Origin of the sequence: Streptomyces sp. NBC_00386 (assembly GCF_036063235.1) — a bacterium.
Lineage (GTDB): Bacteria > Actinomycetota > Actinomycetes > Streptomycetales > Streptomycetaceae > Streptomyces.
This window is the reverse complement of record NZ_CP107950.1, coordinates 4,239,690-4,254,836: the sequence shown is the minus strand read 5'-3', so window position 1 is coordinate 4,254,836 and position 15,147 is coordinate 4,239,690. Positions and strand designations below refer to the sequence as shown.

Sequence of the window (15,147 nt, the reverse complement as noted above, 5' to 3'; positions counted from 1 at the left end):
CAACGCGCCCCTGGACCTGCCCCGTTGTTTGGATCATGCGGCGGGACGCGGGGCAGGGCACGCACTCCCCCAAGTTCTGTGAGCAGGGGGGACCCGCAACGGCGTTGTCGTCGGTCGACGACGTCCCCCAGCCTTCGGCCGGGAGGTGCCCCCACCGCGTCGTCGCCCTCCTCCGCCTTGCAGCCGCACGCACCCTGCCCCGCTCGGCCCGACAACGCACCGCGCCTCGGCGCCACCTGATCCAAACGACAGACCCTAGCGGGCGGCGAACACAGTGAACGCAGACCAGGCTCCCGGCGAGGTGCGGAAGGCCGGGCCCGCGGGGATTTTGGAGTCCCGCACGTGGATCGCACTCACTTGGCTGAACTCGGGCCTGGTGCAGGCGACTGAGGCGGCACGACAGATCCCGTACGAACAGGACCGCGACGATCAACACGGACTGCTCCCCGAGTCGGTGCGCTTCCGTTGGCCACCGACTACACCTGACGGGCCGTTCGAGGCTCGAGTTGCCGGCAGGGGTGTGGACACAGCTAAGAAGTCATCTCATTTGGTGAGTCGGCGGTAGCAGATGAGGGTGCAGGCGATGGCGGCGAAGGCGAGGAAGTGTTCGGCTTTGCGCTCGTAGCGGCGGTGGAGTCTGCGGCAGCCGGCGAGCCAGGCGACGGACCGTTCTACGACCCAGCGGTGGCGGCCCAGGTGGGTGGAGGACTCGATGCCGCGCCGGGCCAGGCGATGGGTGATGCCCCGGCTGCGGAGCCATTGCCGCAGGTGGCGGTAGTCGTACCCCTTGTCGCCGTGCAGCTTGCCGGGCCTGCGGCGGCGCGGACCGCGTCGCGAGCGGATCGGCGGGATGCCCCGCACGAGCGGCTGAAGGCCCTGACTGTCGTGCATGTTCGCACCCGAGATGCCGACCGACAGGGGCATCCCGGTCCGTTCGGTGATCAAGTGGATCTTCGACCCGTACTTGCCGCGATCCACAGGATTCGGACCTGTCAGATCCCCCTTTTCGTGGCCCGCATGTTCACCGAGTCGATCACACAGCGGGACCAGTCCAGTTCCCCGCAGGAACCGAGTTCGTCCAGGACCAGGCGATGGAGTTTCGCCCACACCCGGGCCTTGGACCACTCGGCGAAACGCCGGTGGGCTGTCGCTCCCGAAGGTCCGAACGAGGCGGAGGGCAGCTGCTGCCACGTGCAGCCCGACGTGGCCACGAACACGATCGCGGCCAGCACCTCCCGGTCCCCGTGCCGACGCCGACCGCCTCCCTGAGGCCGACTCGGCGCCTCCGGCACCACCCGCTGGAACAACTCCCACAACTCATCCGGCACCAGCCGCTCAACGATCCCCACACCGGAAGCCTACCGAACACTCCAAATGAGATGACTTCTTACCTACACATCCGACGGCAATCGGGATTCCAGCACCACCGGCGGCGTCAAGACCACGTATGGCTATACCGCTGCGGCTCAGCTTTCCCGCACCACCCTGCCGGGCGCCAACGGCTACGTCCAAACCCGTGTCTATGACCCGGCCGGACGCCTGACCGACATCAACTCCGCCAAATCGGACGTCACGCTGACGTCGACACACGCCGAGTACTACGCCGCAGGTCAGCCGAAGCGAGTCGACACCATCCGTGGCACCGCTGCAACTTCGCATTACTACACGTATGACGAGGCCGGACGACTCCTCCGCGACTGCGAGTCGCCGACCAGAGCCGACATGTGCCCGTCCGGAGCGACCGAGACCGCCTTCACCTACGACAAGGTGGGCAACCGTCTGACCCAGGCGAAGGCCGGCAAGAGCACCGCATACTCCTACGACGCCGCCGATCAGCTCACCCAGACCACTGTCGGTGCAACCACGACGTCATACGGATACGACGCCGATGGCAACCAAACCGTTGCTGGCGCCAACAAGTTCACCTACGACGCGGCCAACCGCCTCACCAGTGCCACCGTCGGCAGCAGCACGTACGGCTACACGTACGACGCTGACGGCAACCGCGCAGCCGCCTCGAAGAACGGCGCGGGGCTACGCACCATGACCTGGGACCTCAACTATCGGCTGCCCTTGCTGGCCACGGAGAACGGCAGCAGTGGCAGCCTTATCGCCGACTACCAGTACAACCCGGTCAACCAGATCCAGGGTGAAACCACGGGCGCCGGAACCTTCTACTACCACCACGATCTGCTCGGCTCCGTAACCGACATCACCGACGCCAACGGCGCCCTGCAGACAAGCTATAGCTACACCGCTTTCGGTGAGGTCACGCAGACCGACAGTGCCACCAGCCCGCCCACGAACCGCTTCACCTATACGGGCGAGTACAAAGAGCCCACCACCAGCGCCGCCGGCTACTACCTCCGGTCACGCAACTACGCGCCAGATACTGGCCGATTCACCAGCCGCGACTCCTACACGCCGACGCAGGACACCCCGGCCGAGTCCTCCTACGCCTACGTAGGAAACGGGCCGACCCACCGATACGACCCCGCAGGCACCTGCTGGTGGATCCCCGGCAGCGGCGACGAGAGCTGCTGGACAGCTGAAATCCCCGGGACTCAGTTCATCCCCCTTGAGCCGGCCATGAACTGGATTGGCGACGGCATCGCCGACTCCTGCAGTTCGGGGTATGACTACGCCAAGGCCAATGGTCGATGGGGCTGGACCGGATGTGTCGATGAGTTCACCGGAGTCGGCTCCATGCGTCGAGGCGCCGACTCGTTCCAGCAGGGTGACGTCGCAAACGGTACATCCCAATGTCTTGGTGGGATCGGTCAATTCGGACTCTTCTTCCTCCCTGGCCCGAAGGCGCCGATCGAGAACCCATGGGGGACTCCAGCTCTCCGTCCGGGGACCGGAGCAGCCGAACAAGGCGTAGGGCATGCCACGGGGACGGTATGGGACAGAATCGCGGCCACCCAGCCAGTGTATTCCGGGACGCATATTCCCAAGTCCTTCAATCTGACTACGCAAAGTGGACGACAGGTTTGGGTTGCGCCGAACTCCACAAAGCATATCGTGGAGGAGATTATGCATAATGGGTTCTCCCGTGACCTGAAGACGGAAGATCTTCTTGGTAGTCTGGTGCGATCGGTCGATGCGGCTACTGCGCACGGCATCCAGTATGGGAGGCGGACTCTCGAGAAGGGGTGGGAGCTCATAATTGTCCCACCGAGAGGCGGAGTCGGGAATCCGGTGCTGAAGCATGCACGCAGGCTGGGGTGAATAGAAGATGAAGCTGGAATTGACGGGCGTAGTGTCGAACAATGGTCCTCGCGTGGAGATTGACGAATACGTCCCCATCACGGTCCATTGGTCGACCTATGAGTCACTGCGGCGAGCGCCCAGGTGTCTCATGATTGACGCCGGAGGGTCAACAATTGAACTGAAACTCGACGCTGAAAGCGGCGTGGTTGCTGAATGCATCCTTGTCGATGCGAGAGGGGTGACGCGAGTGGACCTTCCAATCGCGCTGCCCCCTGAGATCGAAGATGGAATTCCGGTGATCGAAATCAGCGACCCGGCGGACGAGGAGAGTCCGGGAGGCGTCTATCTCCATGAAAACGGGCTGGATATCCGTCTCTCGGAAGGGTTGATCGAGAGGGGTGTCCGGGCCGGCGGGGTGATTTTCGGGTTCTCCGCGCAACGGCAGCTGCTCGGCGTGACAGTGAGACTGGGAGCCGCAGACTTGCACCAGCTCGGCAAAGTGATCCTGTGAGTCTGGCCGCACGCGTGCGTCGTTCTCGCAGTGGTCAGACAGTGCTCACGTTCAGAGGGATCAGAACGCTGGGCGGATAGGCGATCTGCTTCGGTGGGACGGCGTGAACCGTCCCACCGAAGCCGCGGGCCCCGTCCTCCTCGGAAGGACGGGGCCCGCGGCAGACGTGTCAGAGGCGCTCGGGCGTCCTGATGCCCAGCAGGGCCATGCCCTGGTGGAGCGTGCGGGCCGTCAGGTCGCAGAGGAACAGGCGGTTCTCCGCGACCTCTTGCTCCGGAGCCGGCTTGATGACCGGGCACTGGTCGTAGAACGTCGTGTACAGCGAGGCCAGTTGGTACAGGTACGCCGCCAGCTTGTGCGGGGCGTACTCGGCGGCGACCTCTTCCAGCGTCTCCCCGAACCGGTCCAGGTGCAGACCCAGCGCCCGCTCCGCCGGGGCCAGTTCGAGCTCCGGGTGCGCCAGCGGAGCCCGCTCGCCGGCCTTGCCGAAGATCGACCGGATACGGGCGTACGCGTACTGGAGGTACACGGACGTGTCACCGTTCAGCGAGACCATCTGGTCCAGGTCGAACTTGTAGTCCCGCACGGCGGAGGTGGAGAGGTCCGCGTACTTCACGGCACCGATGCCGACGTACCGGCCGTTCTCCTCGATCTCCGGCTCGCTCAGGCCCACCTTCTCGGCCTTCTCCCGCACCACGGCCGTCGCCCGGTCGATCGCCTCGTCGAGGAGGTCGACCAGCCGGACCGTCTCGCCCTCACGGGTCTTGAACGGCTTGCCGTCCTTGCCCAGCACCGTGCCGAACGCGAGCTGGTGGGCCTTGACGTCGTCGTTCAGCCAGCCCGCCCTGCGAGCGGTCTCGAAGACCATCTTGAAGTGCAGGGACTGCCGGGCGTCCACCACGTAGATCAGGCTGTCGGCCTTCAGGTTGACGACACGGTCACGGATCGCGGACAGGTCGGTCGCCGCGTAGCCGTAGCCACCGTCCGACTTCTTCACGATCAGCGGCACCGGGTTGCCGTCCGGGCCCTTCACGTCGTCGAAGAACACGCACAGCGCGCCGTCCGAGCGGACCGCCACGCCCGACTCCTCCAGGAGGCGGCACGTCTCGTCCAGCATGTCGTTGTAACCGGACTCGCCGACGACGTCCGGGTCCCGGATCTCCATGTCCAGCTTGTCGAAGACCGAGTAGAAGTAGATCTTCGACTCGTCCACGAACTTCTGCCACATGGCCAGCGTCTCGGGCTCACCCGCCTGGAGGTCCACCACCCGGCGCCGCGCCCGCGTCTTGAACTCCTCGTCGGAGTCGAAGAAGGTCCGCGCCGCCTTGTAGAGCCGGTTCAGGTTCGACATGGCCTCCTCGCCGGAGACCTCGCCGCCCTTGTGGTCCAGCTCGTGCGGGTGCTCGATCAGGTACTGGATGAGCATGCCGAACTGCGTGCCCCAGTCGCCGATGTGGTGCCGGCGCACGACGGACTCGCCGGTGAACTCCAGGATCTGCACCACCGCGTCACCGATCACCGCGGACCGCAGATGACCGACGTGCATCTCCTTGGCCACGTTCGGCTGCGCGTAGTCGATCACCGTCGTGCCCGGGTGCTCCGCGAGGGGCACCCCGAGGCGCTCACCGTCCGCGTACCGCTCCGCCAGGTTCTCGACGATCGCCCGGTCGGTGATCGTGATGTTCAGGAAGCCGGGCCCGGAGACCTCGATGTCCTTGATCACCTCACCCGACTCGACCCGGGCCACGACCTGCGTCGCCAGCTCGCGCGGGTTCGCCTTCGCCTTCTTGGCGAGGGCCAGGATCCCGTTGGCCTGGAAATCGGCCCGGTCGCTTCGGCGCAGCAGCGGGTCCGCGGAGCCGGCCTCCGGCAGAGCTGCCGAGAGGGCGTCCGCGAGGCGCTGATGGACGGAAGCGGTGAGGGACGTGACCGAGGCCATGGAGTGGCTGCCGTTCTGCTCGGGTTCCGGAGTGTGCGCGTACAAGCAAGTACAAGCTGAGTACAGGAAAGCCAGTATCCCACGCGGTGAAAAGCCGTTTTCGCGGTTGAGGGCCGAGCTGGGAGAATGGTCGCGTCAGCTGTACCGGCGTATGAGAAAGAAGGACGTGCGCATCGTGGCTCAGAGCACCGAGACCACCGACTGGGTCTCCCGTTTCGCGGATGAGGTCATCGAGGAGTCGGAGCGTCGGGCCCCGGGCAAACCTGTCGTCGTCGCGTCCGGGCTCTCCCCGTCCGGCCCGATCCACCTCGGCAACCTCCGCGAGGTCATGACCCCGCACCTCGTCGCCGACGAGATCCGCCGCCGCGGGCACACCGTGCGCCACCTGATCTCCTGGGACGACTACGACCGCTACCGCAAGGTCCCGGCGGGCGTCGCGGGCGTCGACGAGTCGTGGGCCGAGCACATCGGCAAGCCGCTGACCTCCGTCCCGGCCCCCGCCGGCTCCGCGTACCCGAACTGGGCCGAGCACTTCAAGGCCGCCATGACCGAGGCACTGGCCGAACTCGGCGTCGAGTACGACGGGATCAGCCAGACGGAGCAGTACACCGCGGGCACCTACCGCGAGCAGGTCCTGTTCGCGATGAAGCACCGCGGCGACATCGACGCGATCCTCGACCAGTACCGCACCAAGAAGGCCCCCGCCAAGAAGCAGCAGGGCCAGAAGCCGGTCGACGAGGCCGAGCTCGAAGCGGCCGAGGGCTCCGGCGCCGCCGCCGAGGACGACGGCAGCTCCACCTCCGGGTACTACCCGTACAAGCCCTACTGCGGGCAGTGCGAGAAGGACCTGACCACCGTCACGGCCTACGACGACACGACGACCGAGCTGGCGTACACCTGCTCCGCCTGCGGCTTCGCCGAGACCGTCCTGCTCAGCGAGTTCAACCGCGGCAAGCTGGTCTGGAAGGTCGACTGGCCCATGCGCTGGGCCTACGAAGGCGTGATCTTCGAGCCGAGCGGTGTCGACCACTCCTCCCCGGGATCCTCCTTCCAGGTCGGCGGGCAGATCGTCGGGATCTTCGGCGGCAAGCAGCCCATCGGCCCGATGTACGCCTTCGTCGGCATCTCCGGCATGGCCAAGATGTCCAGCAGCAAGGGCGGGGTCCCGACCGCGTCCGACGCGCTCCAGATCATGGAGCCGCAGCTGCTGCGCTGGCTGTACGCCCGCCGTCGTCCCAACCAGTCGTTCAAGATCGCCTTCGACCAGGAGATCCAGCGGCTCTACGACGAGTGGGACAAGCTCGCCGGCAAGGTCGCCGACGGCTCGGTCCTCCCGGCCGACGCCGCCGCGTACAGCCGTGCCGTCGGCACCGCCGCCGGGGACCTGCCCAGGACCCCCCGCCCGATGGCGTACCGCACCCTCGCCTCCGTCGCCGACATCACCGCCGGCGCCGAGGACCAGACCCTGCGCATCCTGAGCGAGCTCGACCCCGAGAACCCGCTCGCGTCCCTGGACGAGGTCCGGCCCCGGCTCGACAAGGCCGAGACCTGGATCAACACCCAGGTCCCCGCCGAGGAGCGCACCGTCGTCCGCGACGAGCCCGACGCCGAGCTCCTGAAGTCCCTCGACGACCAGGGTCGCGAATCGCTGCGCCTGCTCCTCGAAGGACTGGAGGCGAACTGGTCCCTGGACGGCCTGACCCACCTCGTCTACGGCGTTCCCAAGGTCCAGGCGGGCTTCCCCGCCGACGCCACCGCCAAGGAACTCCCCGCCGAGATCAAGGTCGCCCAGCGCACCTTCTTCGCCCGGCTCTACCACCTGCTCGTCGGCCGCGACACCGGGCCGCGCCTGCCCACGCTGCTGCTGGCCGTGGGACAGGACCGGGTGCGCAAGCTGCTCAGCGCGTAACCAGCCAAGGCCAGGCCGGGCCAGCCAGGGCCAGGCTGTAAGAGGCACGACGAGGAAGGGGCGCCCGGTGATCACCGGGCGCCCCTTCCTCGTACACGCTCACACGCTCACACGCGCCTGTGCCGACGTGCTCAGGCGATGTGGTCCTCCTCCAGCTCCGTGTTGAAACGGTTCTGGAAGCGGCTCATGTAGCGCCGCAGCTCGCTGTCCGTCAGCGTCACGCCGTACGTGGCCTCGACGTTGCCGCCGAACTCACCCTTCGTCGGCAGACCCTGGCCGGGCATTATCGACTGGCGGAACACCTGGTAGAAGCTCTCCTCGCGGGACTTCTCGTCGGCCAGCGGCGACTGCTCCTCGCGCGGGGACGGGATGGGAAGCTGCTCGGGACCGCCGCCCTCACCCAGCTGGCGCGTGCGGCCGGGGCCCGCCGGGATGGGGAAGGTGCCGGTCTCCTCCGGTCCGGGCTCGTAGGCCTGCGCCTCCTGCTCGGCGAACCACTGCTGGTACTGCGCCTCCGTCCCGTACGACGGGTCGTAGCCGCCGCCGTACGGGATCTCCTGGGGATCGACCGGGGGGGCGAACCAGGGGTTCAACTCCGGCTCCTGCGCCTGCCCCTGGTACTGGCCCTGCCCCTGGTACTGGCCCTGCCCCGGGTACTGACCCTGTCCCTGGTACTGACCCTGTCCTTGGTACTGGCCTTGGCCCGGTCCCTGGCCCTGGCCCTGATACGGACCCTGGCCCTGACCCGGTCCCTGGCCCTGATACGGACCCGGCCCCTGTCCCTGGCCCTGACCCGGTCCCTGCTGGACGTACTCGGCCTGCGGCTGCCGCTCGCCGCCTCCGTTCGACTCCAGCTCCAGATGCTCGGGAGCCGCCGGTGCCGCGGCCGGGACGGACGCCTGGACCGGTGCGGGCGCGGGCGCCGGAGGCAGCAGCGCGGGCTCGATGCCGGCCGCGGCGAGACCCGCCGGGGCCGTCTCCGCGAGGGGCACGCCGTAGCGGGCCAGGCGCAGCGGCATCAGCGACTCGACGGGGGCCTTGCGGCGCCAGGCGCGGCCGAAGCGGGAGTGCAGGCGGGCCTGGTAGACCAGACGGTCCTGCTCCAGCTTGATGACCTGCTCGTAGGAGCGCAGCTCCCACAGTTTCATCCGGCGCCACAGCAGGAACGTCGGGATGGGGGAGAGCAGCCAGCGGGTGAGGCGGACGCCCTCCATGTGCTTGTCGGCCGTGATGTCGGCTATGCGGCCGATCGCGTGGCGGGCCGCCTCGACCGAGACCACGAACAGGACCGGGATGACGGCGTGCATGCCGACACCCAGCGGGTCCGGCCAGGCCGCCGCGCCGTTGAACGCGATCGTCGCCACCGTCAGCAGCCAGGCCGTCTGGCGCAGCATCGGGAACGGGATGCGGATCCAGGTCAGCAGCAGGTCGAGGGCGAGCAGGACGCCGATACCCGCGTCGATGCCGATCGGGAAGACGTACGAGAAGTTCCCGAACCCCTTCTGGAGCGCCAGCTCACGGACCGCCGCGTACGAACCGGCGAAGCCGATTCCGGCGATGACGAGCGCACCGGCGACGACCACGCCGATGAGAATCTTGTGCATCCGTGTGAGCTGTATGGGCGCGGCCACCTGTACTCCCCTCCCCTTGCATGTTGTTGCGCGCAACAGAGTGGCACATGTGTGTGGCGTACGGATGCGCGGTATGGAAGGAGCCCGGCTCCGGAGGGAACCGGGCCCCGTGAACTTGTCTGCCGGGGCCCCGAACAGGTCCCCGTCTCCGGTCGTGGCCGGGTCAGCTCTTCTTCGCCGCCGACTGCGACGGCGAGGCGCTCTTGGAGCCGGTCTGGGACGTGCTCCCGGCGGCGCTCTTGGACGGCGAGGCCGACGGCGTCTTCGAGGAGGACGGAGCCTTCGACGAGGAGGCCGGATCCGGCGAGCCCGTGCTCGCCGCGGCGCCGTCCCCGTTCGCGGCGGCCACCGAGGCCACCGCCTCCTTCGTGGCCTTCTCGGCCGCCTTCAGCAGCGTGGCCGGGTCCGGGGTCTTCTCACCCGCGAGTCCGGCGCCGTTGTAGTCGAGCGTCACGACCACGTTCTCGACGCGGGCCACGATCGTCTGCTGCTTGAAGGAGCCTTCCTTCTTCTTCAGGCCGTACCGCACGGCCGTCGCCTCGTCGCCCGTACCGGCGACCGGCGCGGACTTGCTGTCCAGCGCCCCCGTCACCGTCTGGGCGGCCGCTACCTGCTTCTGGAAGTACGCGTGAGCCTGTTCGTCGCCCGAGCCGCGCGCGTCCGAGTCGAAACGCAGCAGCGCCACGTTCAGCCAGCGGAACTGAGAGCCCTTCACCCCGTTGTTGTCGAGGCTGGTCCAGTTGCAGTTGCCGCGCTGCTTCGGCTCGTCCAGCTTGCCGGACTTGCCCGACTTGGAGCCCTTGGGTATGAGTTCGTCCAGCGTCTTCTTCGACAGTACCGAGCACGCCTTGGGCAACGTCGTGTACGCGGCGGGCTGGACGGCGGGGGTCGAGGGGCTCTCGGACACCGTCGCTCCCGGAGCCGCGCTCTCGTCCTTCTGCGCGTCGTCACCGGAGCCGGAGTCCGAGGAACAGCCCGCGACGACGAGTATCACCGGGACGGCGGCCGCGCTGACAAGGATGCGGGTGAGTCGCTGTGCTCGGCCTGCTCGCTGTACTGGTCGGTGCATGGTTCCTTCACTCGTGGCGCTCGTGGTACGGCCGCACATGGGGCGTGCGACCGCTCGGGTCCGAGGGGCCACGGTACGCGGTGGGGCGCCAGGGCGGTTCCCGTTCGGGGGGTTTGCGCCGGGGTGCCCCCAGCGGCCGCGGGGCCGCTAGCCGTTGAGCCGGGAGGCCAGCTCCTGGGCCAGTTTCCGCGCCCTGTCCTGCATTTCCTTGCTGTCGGGGGTGTCCGTGGAAGCCGTCGGCTGCTCGGAGTATTCGATCGTCACGATCACGTTGGACGTGCGGAACACCACAGTCACCGTGCGCTGCTGAGCCGTCGACGAGCCGGTGCTCAGCTTGTCGTCGAGGAACGCCTCGTCGCCGAGGTCGTCCAGTACGCGCGGCTGGAGATCGGCCGGGGGCCGCGAGGCGGAGGGGGACGAGGGGGAGGAAGGGGTGCCGGAGGCGCCGTCGCCGGCGGCACCGCTGCCGGCGTCGGCCGGGCCGACGGTGCTGCCGCTCGGGCTCGGGGTGGCGTCGCCGGACGCGGACGCGGACGCGGCGGGCTCCGGGAGGTCGGCCGCCGTCTGCCTGGCGGAGTAGAGCTCCTCGGCCTTGTCCTCGTCGCTCACCGTGTTGTCGTACGAGACCACGCGCTCGAAGTCGACGAAGAGGTGATCGGTGGCGGCGGCGGAGGCCACCTTCCAGTCGCAGCCGTCGCGCCGGTCCGTGTCGTACGTGAGCGTGGCCTCACCCGCGTACGCCTTCTCCTGCTGGGTCTCGTCGGTCGTCTCCTGGATGCCGGGCAGCAGCGCGTCGAGCGTGTCGTGATCGGCCGCGCCGCACGCCTCGGGGAGGGTGCGGTACCTGCCGGGCTGGGCCACCGCGGCCGTCGTGCCCGTGTCGCCGCCCTTGGAGTCCGGAGCCGAACTCCCCACGCCGGAACCGCCTGTGCAGCCCGCCAGCACTGCCGCGAGGAGCACGGCGGCGCCAGATACATACGCCTTCCGCTGCACGGTCAGGCTCCTCTCGACGGTTCCCGACGGCGCTTCGGCCCGGGTGTCCTGTGGTTATTCGGTTGCCGCACGGGGGCGACCCCTGGAGACAATGTGTATCGCACGCACAGCCGTGGACGCCGGTCCGTTGTCCTATACGTCGACCTAGGCGCCGGTTTTGCGATTTAAGACTTCTGCTGTTTTTCTGGGGATAGAGGACGATATGTCGTACGTAGAGATGCCGGGGGCGCAGGTACCCATCCGCATGTGGACCGACCCTGCCTCGGTCGAGGACGTCGCGCTCCGCCAGCTCCAGAACGTGGCGACTCTTCCCTGGATCAAGGGCCTCGCCGTCATGCCGGACGTTCACTACGGCAAGGGCGCGACGGTCGGCTCCGTGATCGCGATGCAGGACGCGGTGTGCCCGGCGGCGGTGGGTGTCGACATCGGCTGCGGAATGTCCGCGGTCAAGACCTCCCTCACCGCCAACGATCTGCCCGGCGACCTCTCGCGGCTCCGCTCGAAGATCGAGCAGGCGATCCCGGTGGGCCGGGGGATGCACGACTCCGCGGTCACCCCGGACGGCTTCCACGGTCTGCCCACCGCCGGGTGGGACGACTTCTGGCGGCGGTTCGACGGGGTGGCGGATGCGGTGAAGTTCCGCCAGGAGCGGGCTGTGAAGCAGATGGGAACGCTCGGATCCGGAAATCATATGATCGAAACCTGTCTCGATGAGTCAGGTTCGGTCTGGCTGATGCTGCACTCCGGTTCGCGGAACATCGGCAAGGAGCTGGCCGAGCACCACATCGGTGTCGCTCAGAAGCTCCCGCACAACCAGGGCCTGGTCGACCGAGACCTCGCCGTCTTCGTCTCCGACACGCCCCAGATGGCGGCCTACCGGAGCGACCTCTACTGGGCCCAGGAGTACGCCAAGTACAACCGCACGCTCATGATGGCGCTTCTCAAGGACGTGATCCGCAGGGAGTTCAAGAAGGCGAAGCCGACCTTCGACACGGAGATCTCCTGCCACCACAACTATGTGGCGGAGGAGCGGTACGAGGGAATGGACCTGCTCGTCACACGCAAGGGAGCCATTCGTGCAGGCTCCGGCGAGTACGGGATCATCCCGGGCTCGATGGGCACCAGCTCGTACATCGTGAAGGGGCTCGGGAACGAGAAGGCCTTCAACTCGGCTTCGCACGGGGCGGGTCGGCGCATGAGCCGGAACGCCGCGAAGCGCCGGTTCACGACGAAGGACCTCGAGGAGCAGACGCGGGGCGTGGAGTGCCGCAAGGACTCCGGCGTCGTGGACGAGATCCCGGGTGCGTACAAGCCGATCGAGCAGGTGATGGAGCAGCAGCGCGACCTCGTGGAGGTCGTGGCGAAGCTGAAGCAGTTCATCTGTGTGAAGGGCTGATAACAGCGAGACCCCGGACCGGGGCCTCGCCGTTCGTTCGGTCAGGCGGAGGCGGGCAGGGGGGTCTTGCCCGTCCGTAGACGCCAGAGGCGGACGTAGCAGCTCTTCTCGGTCCTGCCGAGTTCCTCGGCGGCCGCCGCGTCGTTGTTCAGTGCCAGCAGCAACCGGTCCTCCGACGGCGTCCAGCGACGGCGGTCGGGCGCTACGCGCATGCCGGCCGGGCGCGTCCAGGTATGGAGAGACTCGGCGGCGGTCCGCTTGCGGTCCAGTGACAGGCAGTCCGGGTAGTAGAGATGGGCGCCCAGCTTCTGGGCTGCTTCCTTCGTGTACAGGATGTTGAAGACGCCGTCGCGGGCATTGCGCTTGAGGGACCGTTCAGCGCCGGCGATCCTGCCCGCGTAGAAGCACAGATACGCGCCGATGGCAGCGCTGGCGGTGGTGAGGGAGACGAAGGGAAAACCCTTGGCCGTGAAGCCCACTGAGCCGTCCGCGTCGATCACTCCTCGGAGATAGTCGCGTTGCGAGAACGGGACGCGAGGGGGCGTGATGGTCCTGGACTTGGGGCCGTACGGCAGACCGAGTTCGTTCAGCTTCGTCCTTGCTTCGAGGGCACACAAGGTCCAGATCGCGGACGTGTGGCTGGCGGCGAAGTTGGTCGACCGGGTGCGTCCGCTGATGTTGCTGTGGTACGGGGTCAGGCGTTGGAACTCGTGCAGAATGCCGACGTCGCGAGCACTGAGCTCGACGGTCACGCGCCCTTTCTGGCCTGTCTCCTTGGAGAGGTGCCCGTCGGCTTGCAGGAAGCCGAACATGTAGGCGTAGTCGGGGACTTCGAGATCCATGAACTCTGTTGTCGCGCTGCGGGATTCGTCCGGAGCGCAGGGGAGCGCGTTAGGCTCGCGTTCAGCCATCAGGAAGGCTCACTTCCGTGCTGGTCAGGCCCCCGGCCGGGATGGCAGTCCCGGCCGGGGGCCGTCGTGTTTGATGTTGTGGCGCGAGCCTAGGTCGGGCGTTCGGAAGGCGTGCGGGTGATCGACTGACTTCACCCGTGTGAGGTATGTGCCGGGCTGCTGAGGTGGGGTGTTGTCCTCGGGTGGTGAGTCACTTCGTGGACAGGACCGCGTAGATCATGACGAAGGCCACGATGTGGATGCCGAAGAGGAAGTACGCCAGGTAGTACCAGACGTAGCGTTCGCGCTTCTTCTCCAGGGCCAGGCGCGCCTGTTCGCCGGCCGGGGGTGGTGGCTTCGGCGGCTGGGGCGAAGGTGACTCGTCCGTGGTCACAGTTCCCGGTGGACCTTCGTGTTCGACGCCTGGGCGCGGGGGCGGACGACGAGCAGGTCGATGTTCACGTGGCTGGGACGGGTGACGGCCCACGTGATGGTCTCGGCGACGTCGTCGGCGGTGAGGGGCTGGGCGACGCCCGCGTAGACCTTGGCCGCCTTCTCGGTGTCGCCGCCGAAGCGCGTGAGGGCGAACTCCTCGGTCTTGACCATGCCGGGGGCCACCTCGATGACCCGGACCGGCGTGCCGACGATCTCCAGGCGCAGCGTCTCCGCGAGCACGTGTTCGGCGTGCTTGGCGGCCACGTAGCCGCCGCCGCCCTCGTACGTGCTGTGGCCCGCCGTGGAGGACAGGACGACGACCGTGCCGTCGCCGCTGGCGGTGAGCGCCGGGAGGAGGGCCTGGGTGATGTTCAGGGTGCCGATGACGTTCGTCTCGTACATCTGGCGCCACTGGGCCGGGTCGCCCGTCGCGATCGGGTCGGCGCCGAGTGCGCCGCCCGCGTTGTTGACCAGCACGCCGATCGTCTTGAACGCCGTCGCGAACTCGTCGACCGCGGTGCGGTCCGTGACGTCCAGGGCGTACGCGGTCGCCTGGCCGCCCGCCGCGGTGATCTCCTTCGCCAGCGCCTCGATGCGGTCCTTGCGGCGGGCCGTGAGGACGACGCGGTAGCCCTCGGCCGCGAGCTGCCGGGCCGTCGCGGCCCCGATTCCGCTGCTTGCACCGGTGATGACGGCTATACGGGACGCGGCGGCGGGGGTCATACGGCTGCTCCTTGGCGGTGTCTGTGGTGTCTGTGGTGTCTGCGTGTCTTCGGTCTCTGTGGTGTCTCCGGCCAGGATAGGTGGGAGTCAGTTGCCCCGTGGGGCGTACATGATCACCGCTGCTCCGGCCAGGCAGATCAGGGCGCCGGTGATGTCCCAGCGGTCGGGGCGGTAGCCGTCGGCGATCACGCCCCAGGCGAGGGAGCCGGCCACGAAGACTCCGCCGTACGCGGCCAGTACGCGGCCGAACTCGGCGTCCGGCTGGAGGGTGGCCACGAAGCCGTACAGGCCCAGGGCCATGATCCCGGCGCCGATCCAGAGCCCGCCGCGGTGTTCGCGTACGCCCTGCCAGACGAGCCAGGCGCCGCCGATCTCCAGGAGCGCGGCCAGGACGAAGAGGAGGGCGGAGCGGGCGATCAGCATGCCGTCACTGTGTCA

14 protein-coding genes are annotated in these 15,147 nt (G+C 67.9%); 4 read left to right on the top strand and 10 right to left on the bottom strand.

What is annotated here, in order from left to right; translation table 11 throughout:
* Window positions 1-255 precede the first annotated feature (255 nt).
* The gene (locus tag OG780_RS18625) at window positions 256-357 is read right to left on the bottom strand and encodes a DUF397 domain-containing protein (protein WP_328449626.1); all 102 of its coding nucleotides are present in this window, start codon (window positions 355-357) and stop codon (window positions 256-258) included.
* A gap of 186 nt (window positions 358-543) precedes the next feature.
* A protein-coding gene (locus OG780_RS18620) for an IS5 family transposase (RefSeq protein ID WP_328458229.1) occupies window positions 544-1,343 on the bottom strand; the annotation gives its coding sequence in 2 pieces (ribosomal slippage) (window positions 544-1,005 and window positions 1,008-1,343; 798 coding nt in all).
* A 379-nt stretch (window positions 1,344-1,722) separates the two neighbouring features.
* Here OG780_RS18620 and OG780_RS18615 point away from each other — a divergent pair.
* Window positions 1,723-3,231, top strand: a complete 1,509-nt coding sequence (locus OG780_RS18615) for an RHS repeat domain-containing protein (RefSeq protein WP_328449624.1) — start codon at window positions 1,723-1,725, stop codon at window positions 3,229-3,231.
* 7 nt (window positions 3,232-3,238) lie between these two features.
* Window positions 3,239-3,724, top strand: coding sequence for a hypothetical protein (locus tag OG780_RS18610; protein ID WP_328449622.1), 486 nt, complete (start codon window positions 3,239-3,241; stop codon window positions 3,722-3,724).
* A 169-nt stretch (window positions 3,725-3,893) separates the two neighbouring features.
* On the opposite strand, the gene argS is transcribed toward OG780_RS18610, so the two are convergent.
* Window positions 3,894-5,663 (bottom strand): arginine--tRNA ligase, encoded by a 1,770-nt coding sequence (gene argS / locus OG780_RS18605; RefSeq protein ID WP_328458226.1) that lies wholly within the window; start codon window positions 5,661-5,663, stop codon window positions 3,894-3,896.
* Window positions 5,664-5,829: 166 nt separating this feature from the next.
* Here argS and lysS point away from each other — a divergent pair, with 166 nt between their 5' ends.
* Window positions 5,830-7,572 (top strand): lysine--tRNA ligase, encoded by a 1,743-nt coding sequence (gene lysS / locus OG780_RS18600; protein WP_328449620.1) that lies wholly within the window; start codon window positions 5,830-5,832, stop codon window positions 7,570-7,572.
* A 131-nt stretch (window positions 7,573-7,703) separates the two neighbouring features.
* Here the strand turns inward: lysS and OG780_RS18595 are convergent, their stop codons facing one another.
* The 3 genes from OG780_RS18595 to OG780_RS18585 form a co-directional block, all read right to left on the bottom strand.
* Window positions 7,704-9,203: a DUF2637 domain-containing protein gene (locus OG780_RS18595; RefSeq protein ID WP_328449618.1), complete on the bottom strand. Its 1,500-nt coding sequence runs from the start codon at window positions 9,201-9,203 to the stop codon at window positions 7,704-7,706.
* Between the two features lie 163 nt (window positions 9,204-9,366).
* Window positions 9,367-10,272 carry a DUF3558 domain-containing protein gene (locus OG780_RS18590; protein ID WP_328449616.1) on the bottom strand — a complete coding sequence of 302 codons (906 nt, stop codon included), beginning with the start codon at window positions 10,270-10,272 and terminating at the stop codon, window positions 9,367-9,369.
* 147 nt (window positions 10,273-10,419) lie between these two features.
* Window positions 10,420-11,265, bottom strand: coding sequence for a DUF3558 domain-containing protein (locus OG780_RS18585; RefSeq protein ID WP_328449614.1), 846 nt, complete (start codon window positions 11,263-11,265; stop codon window positions 10,420-10,422).
* A gap of 202 nt (window positions 11,266-11,467) precedes the next feature.
* On the opposite strand from OG780_RS18585, the gene OG780_RS18580 reads away from it, so the two are divergent.
* Window positions 11,468-12,661, top strand: a complete 1,194-nt coding sequence (locus OG780_RS18580) for an RtcB family protein (RefSeq protein ID WP_328449612.1) — start codon at window positions 11,468-11,470, stop codon at window positions 12,659-12,661.
* 41 nt (window positions 12,662-12,702) lie between these two features.
* Here the strand turns inward: OG780_RS18580 and OG780_RS18575 are convergent, their stop codons facing one another.
* From OG780_RS18575 to OG780_RS18560, 4 genes are all read right to left on the bottom strand, one after another.
* The gene (locus OG780_RS18575) at window positions 12,703-13,572 is read right to left on the bottom strand and encodes a hypothetical protein (RefSeq protein ID WP_443062171.1); all 870 of its coding nucleotides are present in this window, start codon (window positions 13,570-13,572) and stop codon (window positions 12,703-12,705) included.
* Window positions 13,573-13,762: 190 nt separating this feature from the next.
* Window positions 13,763-13,945 carry a hypothetical protein gene (locus tag OG780_RS18570; RefSeq protein WP_328449608.1) on the bottom strand — a complete coding sequence of 61 codons (183 nt, stop codon included), beginning with the start codon at window positions 13,943-13,945 and terminating at the stop codon, window positions 13,763-13,765.
* Window positions 13,942-14,709: an SDR family NAD(P)-dependent oxidoreductase gene (locus OG780_RS18565; RefSeq protein WP_328449606.1), complete on the bottom strand. Its 768-nt coding sequence runs from the start codon at window positions 14,707-14,709 to the stop codon at window positions 13,942-13,944. The genes OG780_RS18570 and OG780_RS18565 overlap by 4 nt, the downstream gene beginning before the upstream one ends.
* A gap of 87 nt (window positions 14,710-14,796) precedes the next feature.
* The gene (locus OG780_RS18560) at window positions 14,797-15,132 is read right to left on the bottom strand and encodes a YnfA family protein (RefSeq protein WP_328449604.1); all 336 of its coding nucleotides are present in this window, start codon (window positions 15,130-15,132) and stop codon (window positions 14,797-14,799) included.
* Window positions 15,133-15,147: the final 15 nt, after the last annotated feature.